At 73.7% G+C, this 18260-nt stretch carries 10 protein-coding genes; 6 read left to right on the forward strand and 4 right to left on the reverse strand.

Going from position 1 to position 18260, the window contains the following annotated elements:
• Nucleotides 1–115 precede the first annotated feature (115 nt).
• The gene (locus tag ACIQFU_RS34925) at nucleotides 116–802 is read left to right on the forward strand and encodes a hypothetical protein (RefSeq protein WP_402557050.1); all 687 of its coding nucleotides are present in this window, start codon (nucleotides 116–118) and stop codon (nucleotides 800–802) included.
• A gap of 17 nt (nucleotides 803–819) precedes the next feature.
• Here ACIQFU_RS34925 and ACIQFU_RS34930 read toward each other — a convergent pair whose 3' ends face one another.
• Together ACIQFU_RS34930 and ACIQFU_RS34935 are read right to left on the reverse strand one after the other, a co-directional pair.
• Nucleotides 820–3036 carry a trypsin-like serine protease gene (locus ACIQFU_RS34930; protein WP_402557052.1) on the reverse strand — a complete coding sequence of 739 codons (2217 nt, stop codon included), beginning with the start codon at nucleotides 3034–3036 and terminating at the stop codon, nucleotides 820–822.
• Nucleotides 3037–3082: 46 nt separating this feature from the next.
• Nucleotides 3083–3625, reverse strand: a complete 543-nt coding sequence (locus ACIQFU_RS34935) for a hypothetical protein (RefSeq protein ID WP_402557053.1) — start codon at nucleotides 3623–3625, stop codon at nucleotides 3083–3085.
• 403 nt (nucleotides 3626–4028) lie between these two features.
• Here ACIQFU_RS34935 and ACIQFU_RS34940 point away from each other — a divergent pair, with 403 nt between their 5' ends.
• The 3 genes from ACIQFU_RS34940 (at nucleotide 4029) to ACIQFU_RS34950 (ending at nucleotide 10498) form a co-directional block, all read left to right on the forward strand.
• Nucleotides 4029–7388, forward strand: coding sequence for an ALF repeat-containing protein (locus ACIQFU_RS34940; RefSeq protein WP_402557055.1), 3360 nt, complete (start codon nucleotides 4029–4031; stop codon nucleotides 7386–7388).
• Nucleotides 7389–7455: 67 nt separating this feature from the next.
• Complete coding sequence (locus tag ACIQFU_RS34945) at nucleotides 7456–9438, forward strand: DNA/RNA non-specific endonuclease (RefSeq protein ID WP_402557056.1); 1983 nt, start codon at nucleotides 7456–7458, stop codon at nucleotides 9436–9438.
• A 31-nt stretch (nucleotides 9439–9469) separates the two neighbouring features.
• A complete protein-coding gene (locus tag ACIQFU_RS34950; RefSeq protein ID WP_402557057.1) occupies nucleotides 9470–10498 on the forward strand; it encodes a hypothetical protein in 1029 nt (342 codons plus the stop codon).
• A 6-nt stretch (nucleotides 10499–10504) separates the two neighbouring features.
• Here ACIQFU_RS34950 and lbuL read toward each other — a convergent pair whose 3' ends face one another.
• Both lbuL and ACIQFU_RS34960 read right to left on the reverse strand, forming a co-directional pair.
• A complete protein-coding gene (gene lbuL / locus ACIQFU_RS34955) occupies nucleotides 10505–12145 on the reverse strand; it encodes a linear/branched/unsaturated fatty acid:CoA ligase LbuL (protein WP_402557058.1) in 1641 nt (546 codons plus the stop codon).
• Nucleotides 12142–13818 (reverse strand): AMP-binding protein, encoded by a 1677-nt coding sequence (locus tag ACIQFU_RS34960; protein WP_402557059.1) that lies wholly within the window; start codon nucleotides 13816–13818, stop codon nucleotides 12142–12144. Before ACIQFU_RS34960 ends, lbuL begins: the two co-directional genes overlap by 4 nt.
• A gap of 127 nt (nucleotides 13819–13945) precedes the next feature.
• On the opposite strand from ACIQFU_RS34960, the gene ACIQFU_RS34965 reads away from it, so the two are divergent.
• The gene (locus tag ACIQFU_RS34965; RefSeq protein ID WP_402557061.1) at nucleotides 13946–14794 is read left to right on the forward strand and encodes a response regulator transcription factor; all 849 of its coding nucleotides are present in this window, start codon (nucleotides 13946–13948) and stop codon (nucleotides 14792–14794) included.
• 169 nt (nucleotides 14795–14963) lie between these two features.
• A complete protein-coding gene (locus tag ACIQFU_RS34970; RefSeq protein WP_402557063.1) occupies nucleotides 14964–17795 on the forward strand; it encodes an AAA family ATPase in 2832 nt (943 codons plus the stop codon).
• The last annotated feature ends 465 nt before the right edge of the window (nucleotides 17796–18260 follow it).

The following is an 18260-nucleotide window of genomic DNA, read 5'->3' on the forward strand; positions in this document are numbered from 1 at the left end:
CTCCCGTCGCGCCCCGCGGTGAGCTTCTTCCGTAGCAACTTCCGTATAGCGAAATTTATTTTCTACGATCTGGAAGTAATGTAAGTGGGCAGCCGAAGACCGTCAAGAGAGGACGATGGGCGTCATGTCCGAGACCATCTCGGTGTGCTGCACCGCCTGCGGGCGCCGGCACCGCTACACGGCACCGTCGTATCCCTGCGCCTGCGGGGCGCCCGTCGCCCCGGAGCTGGACCCGCGCGGGGCGGCGACCGCGGTCACCCACCGGGCCTGGGACGAGGAGTGGATCGGGGTGCGCTGCGCGGCCTGCGGGACCGAGAGCCGGTGGCCGCGGCCGGAGCTGGGCTGTCCGTGCGGGACGGTGCTGTGCGTTCCGGTGGACCCGGCGGCGACGGGCCGGGCCGGGCGCGTCCCCGGTTCACGGGTCCCGGCGCACCGGGCCGTCCCGATCCGCACCGCCCGGGACGCGGTCACCGCAGCCGTGCTCTACCTGCGCGGGCTCGGCCACCGGGACGTGCGCCGCGCCGACCAGCGGCCCCTGTCCGGCATCGGTCTCGCGGCGCCCGGCATCGTCGTCCAGGTGGACCCGACGGTGGGCCCGGCCTCGGTGCGGGACGTGGAGTGCCTGTGGCTGACGGCGATGGCGGAGTCCGCGCGGGGCGTCTACTTCTCGCTCGCCGGATACGCCGAGGACGCCCGCGCCCGCGCCGACCTCCTGGACGTCCCGCTCTTCGTGCTCGAACCGTCCGGTGTGCCGCGCCCGGCAAACGCGCCGGCCGTGGCGTTGGACGCCACGGCCGGCTGAGGGGTGTCGCGGGGTACCTACCTCGCCACGTACCCGAAGGCGGTGCCGAAGGCCGGGAGACCGCCCTGGCCCGGCTGGTACACGGTGGGCGCCGCGTAGGGCTCACCGAGGGTCACGTTGGACATCGGCAGGGCGTGGAGCGCGCCGTGGGCGCTCGGGCCGTCGGGCATGCCGACGTACAGGTGGGTGCCGGTGAAGTGGAGGCTCTGGCCGAGGCGCTGGTTCGCGCCCGGAGCGCCGGGGATGCCGTCGCCGTCGCCGGACTCGATCCACTTGTCGTTGTCGCCGGGCTTGCCGAGCATCGAGAAGACGTGGACGGCGCCGGCGCTCTTCGCCGTGCCGAGGGCTTCGTCGGGGATGCCGACGGCCAGCTTCATGGTCGCCACGGTGCTCACCTCGCGGGGCGCGGTGTTGACGGCGGTCAGCGTGGCGCCGAAGTGGTCGCCCGCCTCGGACGCGCCGGAGACGTCGTCGTCGGCGGTGCCGGAGTAGAGGCCGCCGTTCTGCTGGGTGTAGGTGCCGGCCGCGGTGACCCGGAGGATGTAGACGCTGCCTGCTTCCGCCTTGTCGGCGCCGTTGATGGTCAGGGCCTCGCCCGGTGAACCGACCGCCAGGAGCGACTCGTCGGCACTCGCGGCACCCGACGGGCGGTACGGCGCCAGTGCCAGGGCGCCGCCGAAGCGGTCGCCCTTCTCGGCGACGCCCGACACGGTGTCCAGGTCCTGGTCGAGACCGAACAGCGGGGTGGGCCGCTTCTCGCTGTTCAGCGTGTGCGAGAAGACCGCGACAAGGCCGGCCGCGTCGTCTCCGGCGATGTTCTCGTTGGGGGCGCCGATCACGAGGTGGTTGGCGTCCGCGGCGAGCACCTCACCGAAGCCGTCGTTCGCCTCGACGGCGCCGGGAACGTTCAGCCTGTCCTGGTGGATGCCCACGTTGGTGCCGCCCCGGACGTAGTAGACCTGTCCCGCCTTGGCGACGGAGCCCAGGCTCTCGCCCGGCACACCGATGGCGAGGAACGGCTCGCCGGCGGCGGTGGTACCGGCCGCGAGGGCCTGTCCCATCAGGTCGCCGGTCTCCGACGCGGAGCCGGCGATGGTCCCGTTCCCGGCCCCCTGCTCGAAGTGGGTGGCCCTGGTCGCCGAGGTGCCGAGGCCGCCCCGCCCGCCGTGCAGGATGTCGACCATGCCCGCGTCGACGACGTCGCCGATGTTCTCGCGCGGAGTCCCGACCACGAGGTCGGTGCAGCCGTCCTCGTCGTAGTCGACGGTGGCCAGGGTCGTGCCGAACTGGTCGTTGCCCTCGGAGGCGCCCGCGACCCAGTCGAGGTCCTGGGTGATCTCGGCCGTGCCCTTGCCGTCGCCGTAGACGACCCTGACCAGGCCCGCCTTCGCGTGTGTGTCGACGTCGGCCATCGGGTCGGCGACGGCGACGTCCTCGACGCCGTCGCAGTTGAAGTCGGTGATCCGGTTGGCGCCGGTCTTTGACGCCACCCAGGAGCCGAGGTCGTCGACGCGGGTGACCACGCCGCCGGTGCGGGTCTCGGCGGTGTCGATGCCGAAGCAGCCGCCCTGGTAGGAGCGGCTGCTCAGGGCGGCCAGCTGCTTGGTGCCGTTCACGGTGCGCACCAGCGGACCGCCGGTGTCGCCCATGCACGCCGCCACGCCGTCCTGGCCCGTCACCGTCGCGGTGGTGGCCTCGGAGGCGTCCACCGAGAAGACTCCGGTGTGCAGGTTCAGCGGCGCCCACTCGGTCCTGGTGCGGCCGTAGCCGGCCAGCGTCAGCTCCTCGCCCGTGGTGGGCGCGGCACCGGCCAGGGCGACGGGGGCGACGTTCGTGACCGGGCGGTTCAGCCGGGCCAGGACCACGTCGCGGTCGGTGCGGGGCACCAGCTCGACGACCGTGCGCACGGCGCCGCCGGTGCCGGTGAGGTCGGCGCGGCCGATGGTCGCGGTGGTCGTGCGGGCCGGCTTGCCCGCGGGCACCGCGAGGCTCTCGGCGGGGTCGTCGGCGAAGCAACTGGCCGCGGTGAGCAGCCATTCGGTGTCGACCAGGACGCCGGAGCAGCCGCGGTCGTGGTCGCCGACGACGACCTGCGCCGTGTAGGCGTGGGTGGTGTCGGAGGAGGCGGAGGCGGGTCCCGTGACGGCGGTGGCGGGCACGGCGGTCAGGACGAGTGTTCCCGCGGTCAGGGCCGCGGCCAGTGCGGCGAGGCGCACGGGTCTGGTGTGTCGCATGTGTGGGTTCCTTGCTGGGAGGTCCGGCTGAGGCGGTCGTCTGGCGCTACTTGGAGGTCCTGATCTCCACGAGCAGGTGCTCTCGGTTCTGCTCGTCGGCGCTCTCGCCCACCGGGGTCCAGGTGTTCTTCTCCAGCTCGAAGGACTTCTCCTCGTCCCCCACGGTCATGTCCACCTGCGTCTCGTACTCGTTGCCCCGCATCGAGTACACCGCGGGGATCTCCAGGGTCAGCCACCCCGAGTCGCCCACCGACTTGAAGCAGACCTTGTCCGCGGTACGCCGCGCCCGCACCTCGATGAACCCCGTCCCGCTGGAGCAGTCCACCAGCGTGATGTGCCCGTCGCCCCGCTTGAGCAGGATGTTCTGTTCCGCCTCGATCTTGTCCGCCTGCGGGTAGTCGAAGTCCTCGACCGCGTACCCGGGCGCCTCGTCGGCGACGGAGACCGACGGACCGCCGGCCGGGTGCTGGGGCACGGACGCGAGCACGCCCCACGCCAGAGCCCCCGCGGCGGCGGCCGCGATCAGGGTGCGCGCGACGAGCCGCTTCCTCTTTGGTGAATTCGCCGCGACAACGACGTTTTCTCTCATGCCGATCCTTAATCAATTCAGGTACGGCCGGGCGTCCGCACCCGACCGAAATTACGGGACGGAAACCACGCGGTACGTGCCTGCTGGAATAGCCATTCCTGAACCCTCGGTGCCGTCGCTGTGACCATGTCACGTCACTCGGTGAACACTGTCCACCGAGTTAACTACCCCAAAAGGGACACCAGTTGAGGGGATGGAGTGACGTCTCTCACGTTTTGCAAAGGTTGTGCGCATTGACGTGAAGAACCTGTGCAGATCACCCGGGTCACTGAACGGGCATTCCTGACGCTTCCTCACATCCTCTTATTCACAATTGATTTCCCCAATGAAGCGCGCTCAAATAGGCACGGCCCATCGCGTGCATTCGTTGCCGCCCACCCACAACGACGAGGACAACTCACCCATGCAGACGATGTTCTGGAGCCGCAGACGCCTGCTCGGCACGGTCGCGGCCGCCACCGCCGTGGCGGCCACTCCCTTCTCACTGGCCCGGCCCGCCCGGGCGGCCGACGGGGAGGACCCCGCGGACGACTCGCTCGTTCTGCCGGACACCGACCGGGCGAAGGTGGTCAAGGCCTGGTCCACGGGCGGCCGCGCCACCAAGGCCGCCGCCGCCTACGCGCTCTACGGCACCGACGCCGACATCCGGACCTTCCTCACCGAAGCGCTCCCGAAGGTCGTCGCGGAGGACAACCGCGTCGCCGTCTCGCGGCTCATCTTCCGGGCCGGCAAGGGCACGCGCCGCGAGGCGTCCGCCGCGCTGGACAACGACGACGCCGCCGTCGCGGCCTTCCTGAGCGAGGGGTACAAGCCGGCCCTGCTGGAGGACCTGGCCGTCGCCACCTCCATCGTGTCGAGCACCGGCGGCAAGGGGGTCAGACGCGAGGCGTCCGCCGCCCTCGACGCCGACACCCAGCAGGCCCTCGAGGACTTCCTCGTCGACGGACAGTACGCGGGGGCCTTGGAGGACGCCCAGGTGCAGGTGGCCTCCATGCTGGTCGGCGCGGGGCCGGAGGTGCGAAAGTACGCGGACCGCGCGCTGAGCGGCACCGCGTCGGACGTCCAGTGGTTCCTCGACACCGGCCAGCACATAGCCAGGGCCCGGGACCAGGAGTCGGCGACCATCGCCGAGCTGGTGGCCGTGGTCGAGCGGGAGGGCAAACAGGCGCAGGCCGAGACCGACCTGGCGGTCGAGGCCTCGGAGCGGGCCCAGACCGCCGCCGTGAAGGCCAAGGAGGCCGCGCAGAAGGCCGCCGCGGAGGCGTCCGCCGCCAAGGACGACGTGCGCAAGTCCGCGGCGGCCGCCCGGAAGGCGGCGAGTGCGGCCAAGGGAGCGGCGAACGCCGCCCGTGACGCCATCAGCGCCTCCAACGCCGCCGTGGTCGCCTCGCGTCGCGCCTCGTGGGCCGCGGCGGCCGCCTCCCAGGCCGCCGCGACGGCCGGCAACGCGGCCTCCCGGGCGTACAGCGCCGCGATCGCCGCGTCCAAGGACGCCAACAAGACCCAGCAGGCCAAGGACGCCGCCTTCGCCGCCCGCGACGCCGCCGCCAAGGCCAAGACCGCGGCCAAGGCGGCCGACTACGCCGCCTCCGCGTCCGCGGCGGCCTACAACGCCGGCAACTCGGCCGCCTCCGCCGCCCGCAACTCGGCGGCCGCCGCCACCGCCGCCGCGCAGGCCGCCGCGGCCGCCGGCGCCTCCCAGGCCGAGGCCAACGAGGCCAAGCGGCAGGCAGCCATCGCCACGACCGCCGCCAACCGCGCCACCAACGCCGCTTCCACTGCGCAGGCGCTCGCCAACACGGCCGCCTCCGCGGCGCGCAAGGCCCGCGACGCCGCCAACTCCGCCGCCGCGCACGCCCTGAAGGCCGCCGACGCGGCCGACGAGGCCGTCAAGTACGCCGGTCAGGCGATCGACTACGCCAACAAGTCCACCGCGCACGCGGAGGAGGCCGTGAAGGCGGCCAACACCGCCACCGCCGCCGTGGAGGAGGCCATGGCGACCGAGCAGGCGGCGCGCGAGGCCGAGTTGGCCCGGTTGGAGCAGGACAGGCTCCAGGGCATGGACGAGGCCCGGCTGCTGGCCGAGATCGAGGCGCAGGAGCAGGCCGAGTACGACGACAAGCGCACCCAGGACGAGCAGACCGCCGAGGCCCTCAAGGAGACGATCGCCGCCGCGGAGAAGGCCCTGTTCGACACCGGGGACCTGGCGCTCGCCGCCACCCTGGGCCGCCGGGCGGCGACCGGCCTGCTGGAGGCGAAGGGCGCCTGGACGCGGCAGGCCGCCCAGTACGCGCTGGCCGGCACCGACGACGACCTGTACTCGTGGATCGACCTGGACCGTGCCCTCGCCCAGGCCCAGGACGACCGGGAGACCGTCCTGTACCTCGCCCAGATCTCCAGCCCCGCCATCGCGGAGGCCGCGCAGGCGGCCCTGGAGAGCGAGAGCGCCACCGCCGTGGGCGACTTCCTGACCTCGGGGATGATCCGGGCGTCGAAGGACGACAGCCTGGTGCAGATCTCCCGCATCCTCAACGACAACCCGGGCAAGGCGGTCACCAAGGCGGCCAACGACGCCCTGGACGCCGGAACACCCGAGGCGATCGCGGAATTCTTCGACCGCACCTATCCGGAGGCGGTCCGTGAGGACGACGCGGTGACCACCTCCACGGCCCTCGCCAACGGGGGCGAGTACGTCAAGTCCTACGCCCAGGTGGCGCTGGAGGGCCCCACCTGGATGCGCCGCAACTTCGTCCAGGTCGTGCAGCACACGGCGGCGCAGTTGGACCACGACTCCGCCACCCACGTCGCCGCGATCCGCGGGGCCATCGCCGCCGCGGCCAAGATCGCCCACCAGGCACAGGAGGACGCCGCGCTGGCGTCGAAGGCGGCCGCGGAGGCCCGCGACGCCGCCGACAAGGCGAAGGAGTGGGCGGACAAGGCCATCGCCTCGGCGAAGAAGGCGGACAGCTACGCCGACCAGGCCAAGGCGAACGCCGACGCCGCCGACAAGTCCGCCGCCGACGCGAAGGCCTCGGCCAGCACGGCCAAGGCGGCCGCCGCGACCGCGCGCAGCGCGTCGCGCTCGGCCAACTACTCGGCCAACAAGGCCGTCGACTCCGCCCGTTCGGCACTCCAGTCCTCCTACAGCGCGCAGGCCTCGGCCGCCAGCGCCCGTCAGTCGGAGCTGGAGGCCGGCCGCGACGCCAAGGCCGCCGCCGCCGCGTCCAGCCAGGCGCGCGCCATCGTCGCCCAGAAGCGGGCCGCCGAACAGCGCGAGGAGGCCCGCCGGGCCAAGGAGAGGGCGCAGCAGCAGCAGGAAGACGGCCACAACCCGGCGGACAACGAGACCAACGACGACGTCCACCCGAACGGCACCGGTTCCGGGAAGGAGGACTGGTGGTCGGACGCCGGCTGGTGGGCCGACGCCGCGAACACGGTCAGCATCGCCACCGGGTTCATCGCGGCCGGACTCGGTCTGGCCAGTCTGGTCTTCCCCCCGCTGGCGGCGGGCGCCGCGTTCTTCGGCTACGTGTCCCTCGGCGCCGGCGCTCTGGGATCGCTGTTCACCGGTCTCGAACACGGCTTCGCCAGCGGCGAGTTCGTCAAGTCCATCGGCGGCACGGCCTTGAACCTGGCCACCTTCGGCCGGGGCAAGCTCGTCGTCTCGGCCGGCAAGAAGGTCGCGCCGGTGGTGCACAAGGTCGCCGAGGAGGGCAAGGAGCTGGTGTCCTCGATCACCAGCGGACTGTCCAGCTTCTTCTGACCGGCGGCGGGCCGGGCACACCGGCCGCCACCGGACGGCTCGTCACACCCGAAAGGACAGTCCTACGATGAGACCATCGTCTCGAATACCGCGCTCCCGGCGCCTGTTCGTCTCCCTGCTGGCCGTCCTGGCCCTGGGCGCCGGCACCACGGCCATGGCCCCGGCACAGGACACACCGACGGCACGGGAGCACCCCGGGCGCCAGGCCGGCCGGATCGACGTGGCCGGCCTGACCGACGCTCCCGCGCCCACCCGGACCCGGCCCGCTCCGGTGTCCCCCGCTCAGGAGTGCGCGCCCACACGCGCCGGGTCCCGCGAGCGCAGGGCGGGGGCCGTGGAGGCCTGCGTCACCATGAGTGCGGCGCCGGCGAAGCAGGCGGACCGGCAGTCCCGCGCCGCCACGCGGTCGGTGCCGCAGGCCGCTGCCGCCGACGACGACTCGGCAAGCTGTGCCGTCACGGTTCCCGGGCAGTGGACCTACAGCCGCTTCGGCTACTGCGTGAGCGGCATCACCGTGCTGTACGTGCTCAAGGACGGCAACGGCAAGGAGATCGGCACCGGCACCCTGAACGTCGCGACCAGCGCCCTGCTGCCCGCCGACATCGCGAACCCGAAGTGGAACGAGTACGTCACGGTCACCATGACCGGCGCCACCGGGGCCGTCACGTCCCTGACCGCGAAGCTCAGGTCCGCGTGCTCGACCGGCTGCAAGGCGAGCAAGAACGCTCCGTGGTACGGGGGCGAGCTGGTCAAGGGCCAGTCCGTCAACGGCTTCGTGACCTACACCTCCTCCCCGGCCGCCGGCGCCAAGCTCCGGTTCACCACGTCGTACCAGCTCTTCGTCACCTCTCCCGGCGCCCAGATCACCGATCCGAACGCCTCCTGGAGCAACCCGGAGGAGATCCGCTGCGACGACGACGTGCGGGACGCGGCCGGCACCACGCCCGCCCGCGGCTGCGTCGTGCCCTCCGTCATGCCCGTCGTCAAGCTGAGCGCGGCGTCCAGCTCGGGCTCCGCGGCGGCCGGTTACCTGTGGGCCCAGGAGAACCTGGCCGACGGCTGGGGACGCAACAAGCCGCTGACCCGGGCGAAGGACGGCGTCGCCGACCGCACGAGCCGCACGTGCGGCAGCGGGGCCTCGGAGCCGTTCCAGGCCAGGACGGACCTCGTCGCCGACGACAGTTGCGGCGAGTTCCCCTTCGCGGCCACCCATGAGGGAGGAACCGACGGTGCCCGGTGCGCCGAGGTCGTCCCCAACTGGAGCAGCGGCGGGTGGGACGTCTACCGGATGAACGGCGACGACGGCGGCAGGCCCTGTGCACGCGTGCACGCGTCGGCCGCCTCCGTCCAGGCGGCCGAGACGCAGCTCTTCGAGGGCTTCGCGAGCCAGCGCGTGGTGGAGGCCGACGCGTTCAGGGTGGAGATCGCCGGCTCGACCGCCGAGCCGCAGGCCGCCTGCCTGCAGAGTGCGCCGACCGGCGCGCTGCCCTCCGGCGACGGCTGGATCAGGAACACCACGCAAGCCGTCCTGCACAGGAACAAGACGCCCAGCCCGCCCGATCCGGCCGGGACCCGGGCCACCACGGCCCAGGCGTGCATCAGCAAGAACGTCCCCGAGGGCTCGCCCGCCGAGGGCGACATCACCGGCTGGGAGGACGCCCAGGCGTTCGCCCGCACGCACTCGCCCGGAACCCAGCTCGCCCGGTGCCACCTGATCGCCAACATCCTCGGCGGCAAGGGCGGCCTCCGGGACGGCGGACAGGACAACCTCGTCCCCTGCTGGCAGGTGGGCATGAACACCGGGACGCCCAGCATGCGGACCTACGAGTTCGCGGCGCAGACGGCGGTGGCGAACGCGGCGTTCGGCCCCAACGACGCCATCCTCTACCAGGTCGTGCCCAAGTACGCGGACAGCACCAGCACCATCCCCCAGGGGGTGACGATGAGCGCTACAGTCGAGCGGGCGGACGGCACCACGCAGCCGCTGTTCCCCGAGGTCTACATCACCAACACCCAGCGCAACACGGGGCTGCTCAACCTCGGCAACTGATCCCCTCCGACGCGCGCCTCCGGGAGCCGGAATGAGTCGTACCACCCCGCCGCGACCGTTCGACGTCACGGCACTCTTCCCTCGGCTGGCCCCGCTGGCACGCACGGCGACCCGGCTGCATCCCCGCCCCGGGTCGCCCTCCCCGCACGACAGTTCCGTCGGCGGGCCGCTCCTGTGGCCCGCCGGCGAACCGTGGCCGCACTGCCCGGACCCGCACCCGTGGGAGCAGGTGGACGCGGCCTTCGACCTGGCGGAGGAACGTGCGGACCGCGGCATCCCGGCCCCTGCGCGGCGACCGGGCTCCGAGGCCCACGGGGCCGGGGAACGGGCGCTCGACGACCTGGCCGACGCCGGTCTCCCCCGGCCCGGCGGCCCGATCGCCATGCTGCCCGTGGCCCAGCTCCACGCGCGCGACGTTCCCCTGCTGCCCCCGCCCGGCCGGGCGGGGGCCGATCTGCTCCAGGTGCTGTGGTGCCCCTTCGACCACCCGGCCACGGCCCACCCCAGGACCGCGCTGTTCTGGCGGTCCGCCGCGGCGGTCACCGACGTCCTGGACGCGCCCCCCGAGCCGCCGGCGGTCGAGTACCCCGGCTACCTTCCCCAGCCGTGCCTGCTCGCGCCGGAGGAGGTCGTCGAGTACCCCCACTTCATGGAACTGGACAAGGAACTTCAGCGGGAGCTGGCGGACTGGAGCAGGTGGCAGGCTGCCGCGCCGGACGCTTCCTACGCCGACGCCCCGCAGGACCTCTATGTCTCGGCGCTGTCCGTCTCCCCCGGCTGGAAGGCCGGTGGCTGGTCCCGCTGGGGCCTCACCGATCCCGTGCCCCGGGTCTGCGCGGAGTGCGGCACCGCGATGGACCCGCTGCTGACCGTCGCCACGACCGAGTGGAACAGCGGCTGCAGGAGCTGGGCCCCGGAGGGCGAACAGGCCCGCGACCCGCTCCCGCCGGGCGTCCCTCCGGCGAACTACACCCGGATCGACCTGGCCCGCGGCTACGACCTGCAGCTCCACGTCTGCCCGGTGTCCGCGGACCACCCGCACCTCGAACTGATCCAGTGAGAGCCATCAGCGGACGTCCGGCGCCGGCCGGTCTCCGTACCGCTCCCGCAGCTCCACCTTGCGCACCTTCCCCGAGACGGTCATCGGGAAGGAGTCGAGGAGCTGGAGGCGGCTGGGCACCTTGTAGTGGGCGAGCTGCCCGTCGCAGTAGGCGCGCAGTTCCTCCAGGGTGAGCGGGTCGGCGGCGTCGCGCGGGACGACGCAGGCCAGCACCTCCTCGCCGTAGCGCTCGTGCGGTACGCCGACGACCTGGACGTCCGCGATCTTCGGGTGGCCGTACAGGAACTCCTCGACCTCGCGCGGGTAGACGTTCTCGCCGCCCCGGATGACCACGTCCTTGATGCGGCCGACGATCTCGACGTACCCGTCCTCGCGCATCATGGCGAGGTCCCCGGTGTGCATCCAGCGGCCCGGGTCGATGGCGTCGGCGGTCTTCCCGGGCTCCTCCCAGTAGCCGAGCATCACGCCGTAGCCGCGGGTGCACAGTTCGCCCGCGGCGCCGCGCGGCACGGTCACGCCGGTCACCGGGTCGACGACCTTGACCTCGATGTGGGGCAGGACGCGGCCGACGGTGCCGGTGCGGTGTTCGAGGTCGTCGTCCATGCGGGTCTGGAGGGAGACCGGGGAGGTCTCGGTCATGCCGTAGCAGATGGAGACCTGCTCCATGTGCATCTCGGCGACCACCCGCTTCATCACCTCCACCGGGCAGGGCGAGCCCGCCATGATGCCGGTGCGCAGCGAGGTGAGGTCGTAGGAGGCGAAGCCGGGCAGGTTCAGCTCGGCTATGAACATGGTGGGGACGCCGTACAGCGAGGTGCACCGCTCCCGCTGCACCGCCTCCAGCGTGGCGGCCGGCTCGAAGGACGGGGCGGGGATGACGATGCAGGCGCCGTGGGAGGTGGCGCCCAGGTTGCCCATGACCATGCCGAAGCAGTGGTAGAAGGGCACCGGCAGACAGACCCGGTCCTGCTCCGTGTAGCCGACCGTACGGCCCACCCAGTAGCCGTTGTTGAGGATGTTGTGGTGGGAGAGGGTGGCGCCCTTGGGGAAGCCGGTGGTGCCGGAGGTGTACTGGATGTTGACCGGGTCGTCGCAGCTCAGCTCGGCGGCGAGGGCGTCGGCCCGCTCCTGCGGCACCGACGCGGCGCCCGCGGTGAGCGCGTCCCAGGACGGGTCGCCGATGTAGACGGTCTCGCGCAGCGCGGGGCACCGGCCGCGGACCTGTTCGACGATCGCCCGGTAGTCGCTCCCCTTGTGGGCGAGGGAGGCGACCAGCAGGGTGATGCCGGACTGCGTGAGCACGTACTCCAGCTCGTGGGCCCGGTAGGCCGGGTTGACGTTCACCATGATGACGCCGATGCGGGCGGTGGCGTACTGGACGAGGACCCACTCGGGGCAGTTGACCGCCCAGATGCCGACCCGGTCGCCCCTGGTGACGCCCTTGGCGAGCAGGCCCCGCGCCACCTCGTCGACGGCGGCGCCGAACTCGGCGTAGGTCCAGCGCCGTCCGGACGGGACGTCGACGAGGGCCTCGCGGTCCGGGTGGGCGGCGACCGCGCGGCCGAGGTTGGCGCCGACGGTGTCGCCGAGCAGCGGGGTGGTGCCGGTGCCGTGGGCGTACGACGGCTGTGACGAGGGCGCGGTCACCGGAAGTCCTCCTCGCGGTACTCGTCGGTGGAACCGGCCGCCGTGGCCTCGCGCAGCTCGATGCGGCGGATCTTGCCGGAGACGGTCTTGGGCAGTTCCCCGAACTCCAGGCGGCGCACCCGCTTGTAGGGGGCGAGGGCGTCGCGGGAGTGCTCGAAGAGCACCTTGGCGGTGTCCGGGCCGGGCTCCCACCCCGCCGCGAGCACGACGTACGCCTTCGGCACGGCGAGCCGCAGTTCGTCGGGGGCGGGCACGACCGCGGCCTCGGCGACCGCCTCGTGCTCCAGCAGCACGCTCTCCAGCTCGAAGGGGCTGATCTTGTAGTCGGAGGCCTTGAAGACGTCGTCGGCCCGGCCCACGTAGGTGAGGTAGCCCTCCTCGTCCCGGGCGCCGATGTCGCCGGTGCGGTAGTAGCCGCCGGCCATCGCCTCGGCCGTGCGGTCCGGGTCGCCGTGGTAGCCGGTCATCAGGCCGACGGGGCGCGCGGACAGGTCCAGTGCGATCTCGCCCTCGTCGGCGCCGGGCGCGCCGGTGACCGGGTCGATCAGTTCGACGCGGAAGCCGGGGCTGGGGCGGCCCATCGAGCCGGTCTTGAGCACCTGGCCGGGGCTGTTGGAGACCTGGACGGCGGTCTCGGTCTGCCCGAAGCCGTCCCGGACGGTCCGGCCCCACAGGCGGCGGACCTGCTCGATCACCTCGGGGTTGAGCGGCTCACCGGCGGCGACGACCTCGCGCGGCGGGGTGGCGAGGCGGGTGAGGTCGGCCTGGATGAGCATGCGCCACACGGTCGGCGGGGCGCAGAAGGTGGTCACCCCGGCCCGGTCCATCTCGGCCAGCAGGCGGCCCGCGTCGAAGCGCTTGTAGTTGTACAGGAAGACGGTCGCCTCGGCGTTCCACGGTGCGAACAGGTTCGACCAGGCGTGCTTGGCCCAGCCGGGCGAGGAGATGTTCAGGTGCACGTCGCCGGGGGTCAGCCCGATCCAGTACATGGTCGCCAGGTGGCCCACGGGGTACGACACGTGGGTGTGCTCGACCAGTTTGGGGCGGGCGGTGGTGCCGGAGGTGAAGTACAGCATCAGCGGGTCGTCGGCGGCGGTCGGGCCGTCCGGGGTGAAGGCCTCCGGTGCGGTGTACACGTCCTCGTAGGCACGCCAGCCGGGGGCAGGCGTGCCGCCGCCGACGGTGACGCGCGTGTAGTCGCCGGGCACGTCGTCGAACTTGCCGGTGTCCTCGGTGCGCGCGATGACGTGCTTGACCCGGCCGCGCTCGACGCGGTCGCGCAGGTCGGCGGGGCCGAGCAGCGTGGTGGCCGGGATGACGACCGCGCGCAGCTTCATCGCGGCCAGCGCGGTCTCCCACAGCTCGGCCTGGTTGCCGAGCATCACGAGGATGCGGTCCTCCGGGCCGACGCCCCACTCGCGCAGGCGGTTCGCCACGCGGTTCGAGCGGGCGGACATCTCGGCGAAGGAGATCCGGACCTCGCGGCCGTCCTGTTCGACGATGTGCAGGGCGGTGCGGTCGTTGCCGTCGGCGATGACGTCGAACCAGTCCAGTGCCCAGTTGAAGTTCTCGGGGCGGGGCCACTGGAACCCCTCGTAGGCGGCGGTGTAGTCCTCGCGGTGTTCCAGCAGGAAGTCCCGTGCGCTGCGGAACAGCTCCGTGGCCGTCGTCATCTGTCCTCCTCGGTGCCGGACCTTGCCGGGCGGCTCTGTGCCATCGTCTAATCCGTGATGTGGGTCTCACTACCCCCGAACGGGGGTGTGCGTCCCGGAACGGCGGTCGTGAGGGAGGACGGAGCGGGTGGCGGTGGACGGGGCTCAGGCGGCTCAGATCCGCAGCGCGCTGGTGCGGCTGCGGCGCACGACCGGGCTGCCCGTCGCCTTCGGCGGTCTGGTCGAGTCGGGGCAGCGCCGGGTGCGCATCAGCGAGCTGAGCGGCACGGCCACGACCGCGCTCAGCGCGCTGGCGGTGACGGCCGGCAACGGGCTCGGCGGCCGGGCGGTCGCACTGTCGCGGCCGTGCGCCGTGACGGACTACTCCGTCTCCCCGCAGATCAGCCACGAGTACGACCTGCCCGTCGCCGCCGAGGGCCTGCGCTCGGTCCTCGCGGTGCCGGTGGTCGTACGGCGCCGGGTGCGCGGCGTGCTGTACGGGGCCCTGCGCACGGCCCAGCCGCTGGGCGACCGCACGCTGAGCGCGGCCGTCGCGGCGGCCCGGGACGCGGAGCAGGCGCTGGTGCTGCGGGACGAGGCGGACGAGCTGCTGGCCGCGGTCGCGCCCCCGCCGGCGGGGGCGGCCGGGCCCGACCCGGCGGGCGGCGCGGCCTGGGAGCAGGTGCGGGAGGCGCACGCGGCGCTGCGGGCACTGGCGCCGCGGATCACGGACCCGGCGCTGCGCGAGGAGCTGCTGCGCGCGTGCGGTCTGCTGGCGGCGGGGCACGGGCCCGCACCGGGGCCCCGGCTGGCGCCGCGCGAGGTGGACGTGCTGGCCTGCGTGGCGGGCGGCGCGACGAACGGGGCGGCGGCCGAGCGGCTCGGGGTGGGCCCGGAGACCGTCAAGAGCTATCTGCGCTCGGCGATGCGCAAGCTGGGCGCCCGCACCCGCACGGAGGCCGTGGCGGCCGCCCGCCGGACCGGGTGGCTGCCGTAGGGCACGGGCCGGGGCCCCCGTGCGTCCGGCCCGGCCGGAGATTTCGCGCGGTGATTGTTTTCGGCGCTTTGATGTTTTGTTGTTCGGCTCACCCTGTCGTCCCTCCGTAATGCAATGCCCCGTTGCCTAATATTGGCCCGGACACGACACACCGAGGGGAGCGGTCACCGTGCCACGGGACTTCGCGGAGGCTGCCGGTTGCCGCTCCGACCTGGTCATCGGGCGGGAGGACTCGTTCGGCGCGGCGCGTGAGCAACTCACCCGGGGCGGCAGTGTGTTGCTGCACGGACCCGCCGGAATTGGAAAGTCGACGGTCCTGCGCACCCTGGCCGCGGAATATGCCCGCACGGCGCACACCGTGTTGCGCTGTTCGGCCACCGAGTCCGAATCCCATCTCCCCTTCCTCGCCCTCGCCGACCTCCTCGGCCTGGTCCTCGACGAGGTGTCCCAGACCCTGCCCGCCGCCCAGCGCACCGCTCTGGAGTCGGCGCTCACCGGCCGCGGCGAGTCCACCCTCCAGCGCGACGGTCTCGCGCTGCGCCTGGCCGTCCTGTCCGCACTGCGCGCCCTCGCCGCCGCGGGGCCCGTCCTCGTCGTCGCCGACGACCTCCAGTGGCTGGATCCGGCCAGCGCGGAACTCCTCGGCTTCGCCGCCCGCCGCCTGGGCGACACCCCGGTACGGCTGCTGTGCGCGGTGCGCACCGAGGGTCCCGAGACGGAGGACGCGGAGTACGACCGCCATCTGCGCGCCGCACCGCCGGACACCCGCGCGGTGCGGCTGGGGCCGCTGACCCGCGCCCAGGTGTCGGCGCTGCTCGACGAACGCGGCTACGCGGGCCTGCACCGGTCCACGGTCCGCGACATCCACCGCACCAGCGGCGGCAATCCGCTGTTCGCCCTGGAGCTGGGCCGGGCCCTGGCCGAGAGCCCCGCCGCCCCGCGTCCGGGAGAGCCGCTGCCGGTGCCGACCTCGCTGCGCGCCCTGGTCCTGTCCCGGCTGGAGATGCTGTCCGACGAGGCGCGCCGCACCCTCCTGGTGGCCAGCGCAGGTGCCCGCCCCACCCCGGCGCTGCTGCACGCGGCCGGGCGGGACAACGCCGAGGCGGAGACCGCACAGGCGGCGGCGCTGGGGCTGCTGGCGCCCGACCCGGAGGGTCCGACCGTACGGTTCGCGCATCCGCTGATCTCGGCCGCGCTGTACGCCGAGGCCCCGGCGCCGGAACGGCGGGCCGCGCACGCGGCGCTGTCCACGGCCGCCTCCGACCCGATCGAACGCGCCCGGCACCTGGCGCTGGCCACCACCGGTACCGACCCTCGGGTGGCCGCGCGGCTGGCGGAGGCCGCGGCGCTGGCCCGGGACCGCGGGGCGCCGTCGGTGGCCGCCTCGCTGGGGCTGCTCGCCGCCCGCCGCACCCCGGCCGACGGCTCCCCGGTCCCGGACGAGCGCCGGCTCACCGCGGCCGAGGACGCCATCACCGCCGGTGAGCCGGACCTCGCCCGGGACATCGCCCGCGAGGTGCTGACCCGGGCCACCGCGCCCGGCGAGCGGGTACGGGCGTGGATGGTGGTGATCGAGGCGGCCGGGCAGGCCATCGGCGAGGTCGACGCCGTCTTCCCGCAGGCCCTGGCCGACGCGGGCGACGACCCGAGGCTGCTCGCCCTCGTCCACTACCAGCTGGCCTGGCGCTCCCTGGTGGTGCAGGGCGACTTCGCCCAGGGCCGGGAGGACGCCGCGCACGCGGCCCGGCTGGCGGCACGGGGCGGGGACCGGCGCACCGAACTGCTGGCGCTCGCCTTCCAGGCGCAGTCGGAGACCCTGATGGGCCATCCGGACGCCGCCGCGACCATCCAGCGGGCGCTGGAGGAACCGCAGGACCCGCGGGTGGCGTGCCATCACAACGGCGCGGGCTCCTCCCGGTTCCGGTGGCTGGTGATCAACGACCGGCTGGCCGAGGCGCGCACCGCCGTCACCGCGCTGCTGCGTGAGGTGCGCCGGCGCGGCATGGCCGAGGGCGAGGTCCACTACCTGCGTTTCCTCTCGGAGACCGAGCTGCATTCGGGCCACTGCGGCCGGGCCCTCGAACTGTCCCGGGAGAGCCTGACCCTGGCGCGCGACGCGGGCATCGGGGAGGGCGCCGGCGTGATGCAGGCCGCGCTCGCCGAGGCCGCGGGCGGCGACTCCGGCCGGGCGCTGGAGCTGGCGCGGGAGGCGGTGCGGCGCACGGAGGAGGACGGCGACGCCGTGTACCTGTCGCGGGCGCTGGCCGCGCTCGGTCACGCCCACCTGGTGGCGGGCGACGCGACGGCGGCCGTACGGACACTGCGCCGGGTGCGGGAGCTGGAGGCCGGGGCGGGCATCACCGACCCGGCGCGCGGCCGCTGGCAGGGCGACCTCGCGGAGGCGCTGGTGCGCACGGGGGAACCGGCCGAGGCGATGGACGTCATCGAGGTCACCCGGTCGCACGCGCTGCGGCTCGGGCGCGGGAGTGTGCTCGCGGTCCTCGACCGGTCCGAGGCGCTGGTGCGGGCGGCGCGGGGCGAGCACCGGGCGGCCGTCGCCCGGCTGACGTCGGCGCGGGAGCGGCTGGCCGGTCTCGGATTCGGTCTGGAGGAGGCGCGGGCGGTGTTCGCGCTGGCCGAGCTGCACGCCGAACGGCCGGGACGGGCCCCGGAGTCGGCGTCGTACGACGAGGCGGCGCGGCTGTTCCGGCGGTGCCGGGCGCTGCCCTGGCTGCGGCGGGTGGAGGCGGCCGTCGCGGCGCGGGCGGCCGGACCGCCCCCGGTGCCGGCCGCCGAACCGGACGGTCTGGCGGCGCTCGCCTCGATGGAACGGCAGGTGGCCGCGCTCGTCATGGAGGGCGCGACCAACCGGGAGATCGCCGCCCGGCTGTTCGTCAGCGTCAAGACCGTCGAGGCGACGCTGACCCGGGTCTACCGCAAGCTCGGGATCCGTTCCCGGGTCGACATCGTCCGGCTGGCGGCGGGCCGGCGCCCCGACTGAGCACGGTCGGGTTTACCGGTGGTGAACCGAGGGTTTTCCCTGCCCGCCGCCCTTAGGGGGTTCCCTCATTGGGTGGTCCGGACCGCCGGTTCTAGCGTGAACACGTGCCGCTCGCCCGGGCATACGGGGGTCTGTCCCGAGACCCCCGTCCAACCCCCCACGCCCGGGCGACCCCCCACCGGCGACCACTTGAGGAGACTCATGTCCGGGCCCATTCCTTCCAGACCGACCGCCGCCACGGGCGTCGCCGGCGGCACGGACACCTGCCAGGGCGAGTGCGGCGGACCCCTGCTCGTCGGGGGCGCCCTGGCAGGTTCACCGACCTCCTGAGTTACCCCTCAGGTGCAAGACCAGGGGGGGGGGGGGGGGGGGGGCCCGCCCCGCCCCCCCCCCCCCCCCCCCCCCCCGCCACCCCCCCCCCCCCCCCCCCCCCCCCCCCGCCCCCCCCCCCCCCCCCCCCCCCCC

This window comes from Streptomyces sp. NPDC093065, assembly GCF_044754585.1.
GTDB lineage: Bacteria > Actinomycetota > Actinomycetes > Streptomycetales > Streptomycetaceae > Streptomyces.

Excerpts from the sequence above, each read along its gene's own strand:
- ACIQFU_RS34925 (WP_402557050.1), top strand. The coding sequence starts at position 116 with ATGGGCGTCATGTCCGAGACCATCTCGGTGTGCTGCACCGCCTGCGGG.
- ACIQFU_RS34930 (WP_402557052.1), bottom strand. The coding sequence starts at position 3,036 with ATGCGACACACCAGACCCGTGCGCCTCGCCGCACTGGCCGCGGCCCTG.
- ACIQFU_RS34935 (WP_402557053.1), bottom strand. The coding sequence starts at position 3,625 with ATGAGAGAAAACGTCGTTGTCGCGGCGAATTCACCAAAGAGGAAGCGG.
- ACIQFU_RS34940 (WP_402557055.1), top strand. The coding sequence starts at position 4,029 with ATGCAGACGATGTTCTGGAGCCGCAGACGCCTGCTCGGCACGGTCGCG.
- ACIQFU_RS34945 (WP_402557056.1), top strand. The coding sequence starts at position 7,456 with ATGAGACCATCGTCTCGAATACCGCGCTCCCGGCGCCTGTTCGTCTCC.
- ACIQFU_RS34950 (WP_402557057.1), top strand. The coding sequence starts at position 9,470 with ATGAGTCGTACCACCCCGCCGCGACCGTTCGACGTCACGGCACTCTTC.
- ACIQFU_RS34960 (WP_402557059.1), bottom strand. The coding sequence starts at position 13,818 with ATGACGACGGCCACGGAGCTGTTCCGCAGCGCACGGGACTTCCTGCTG.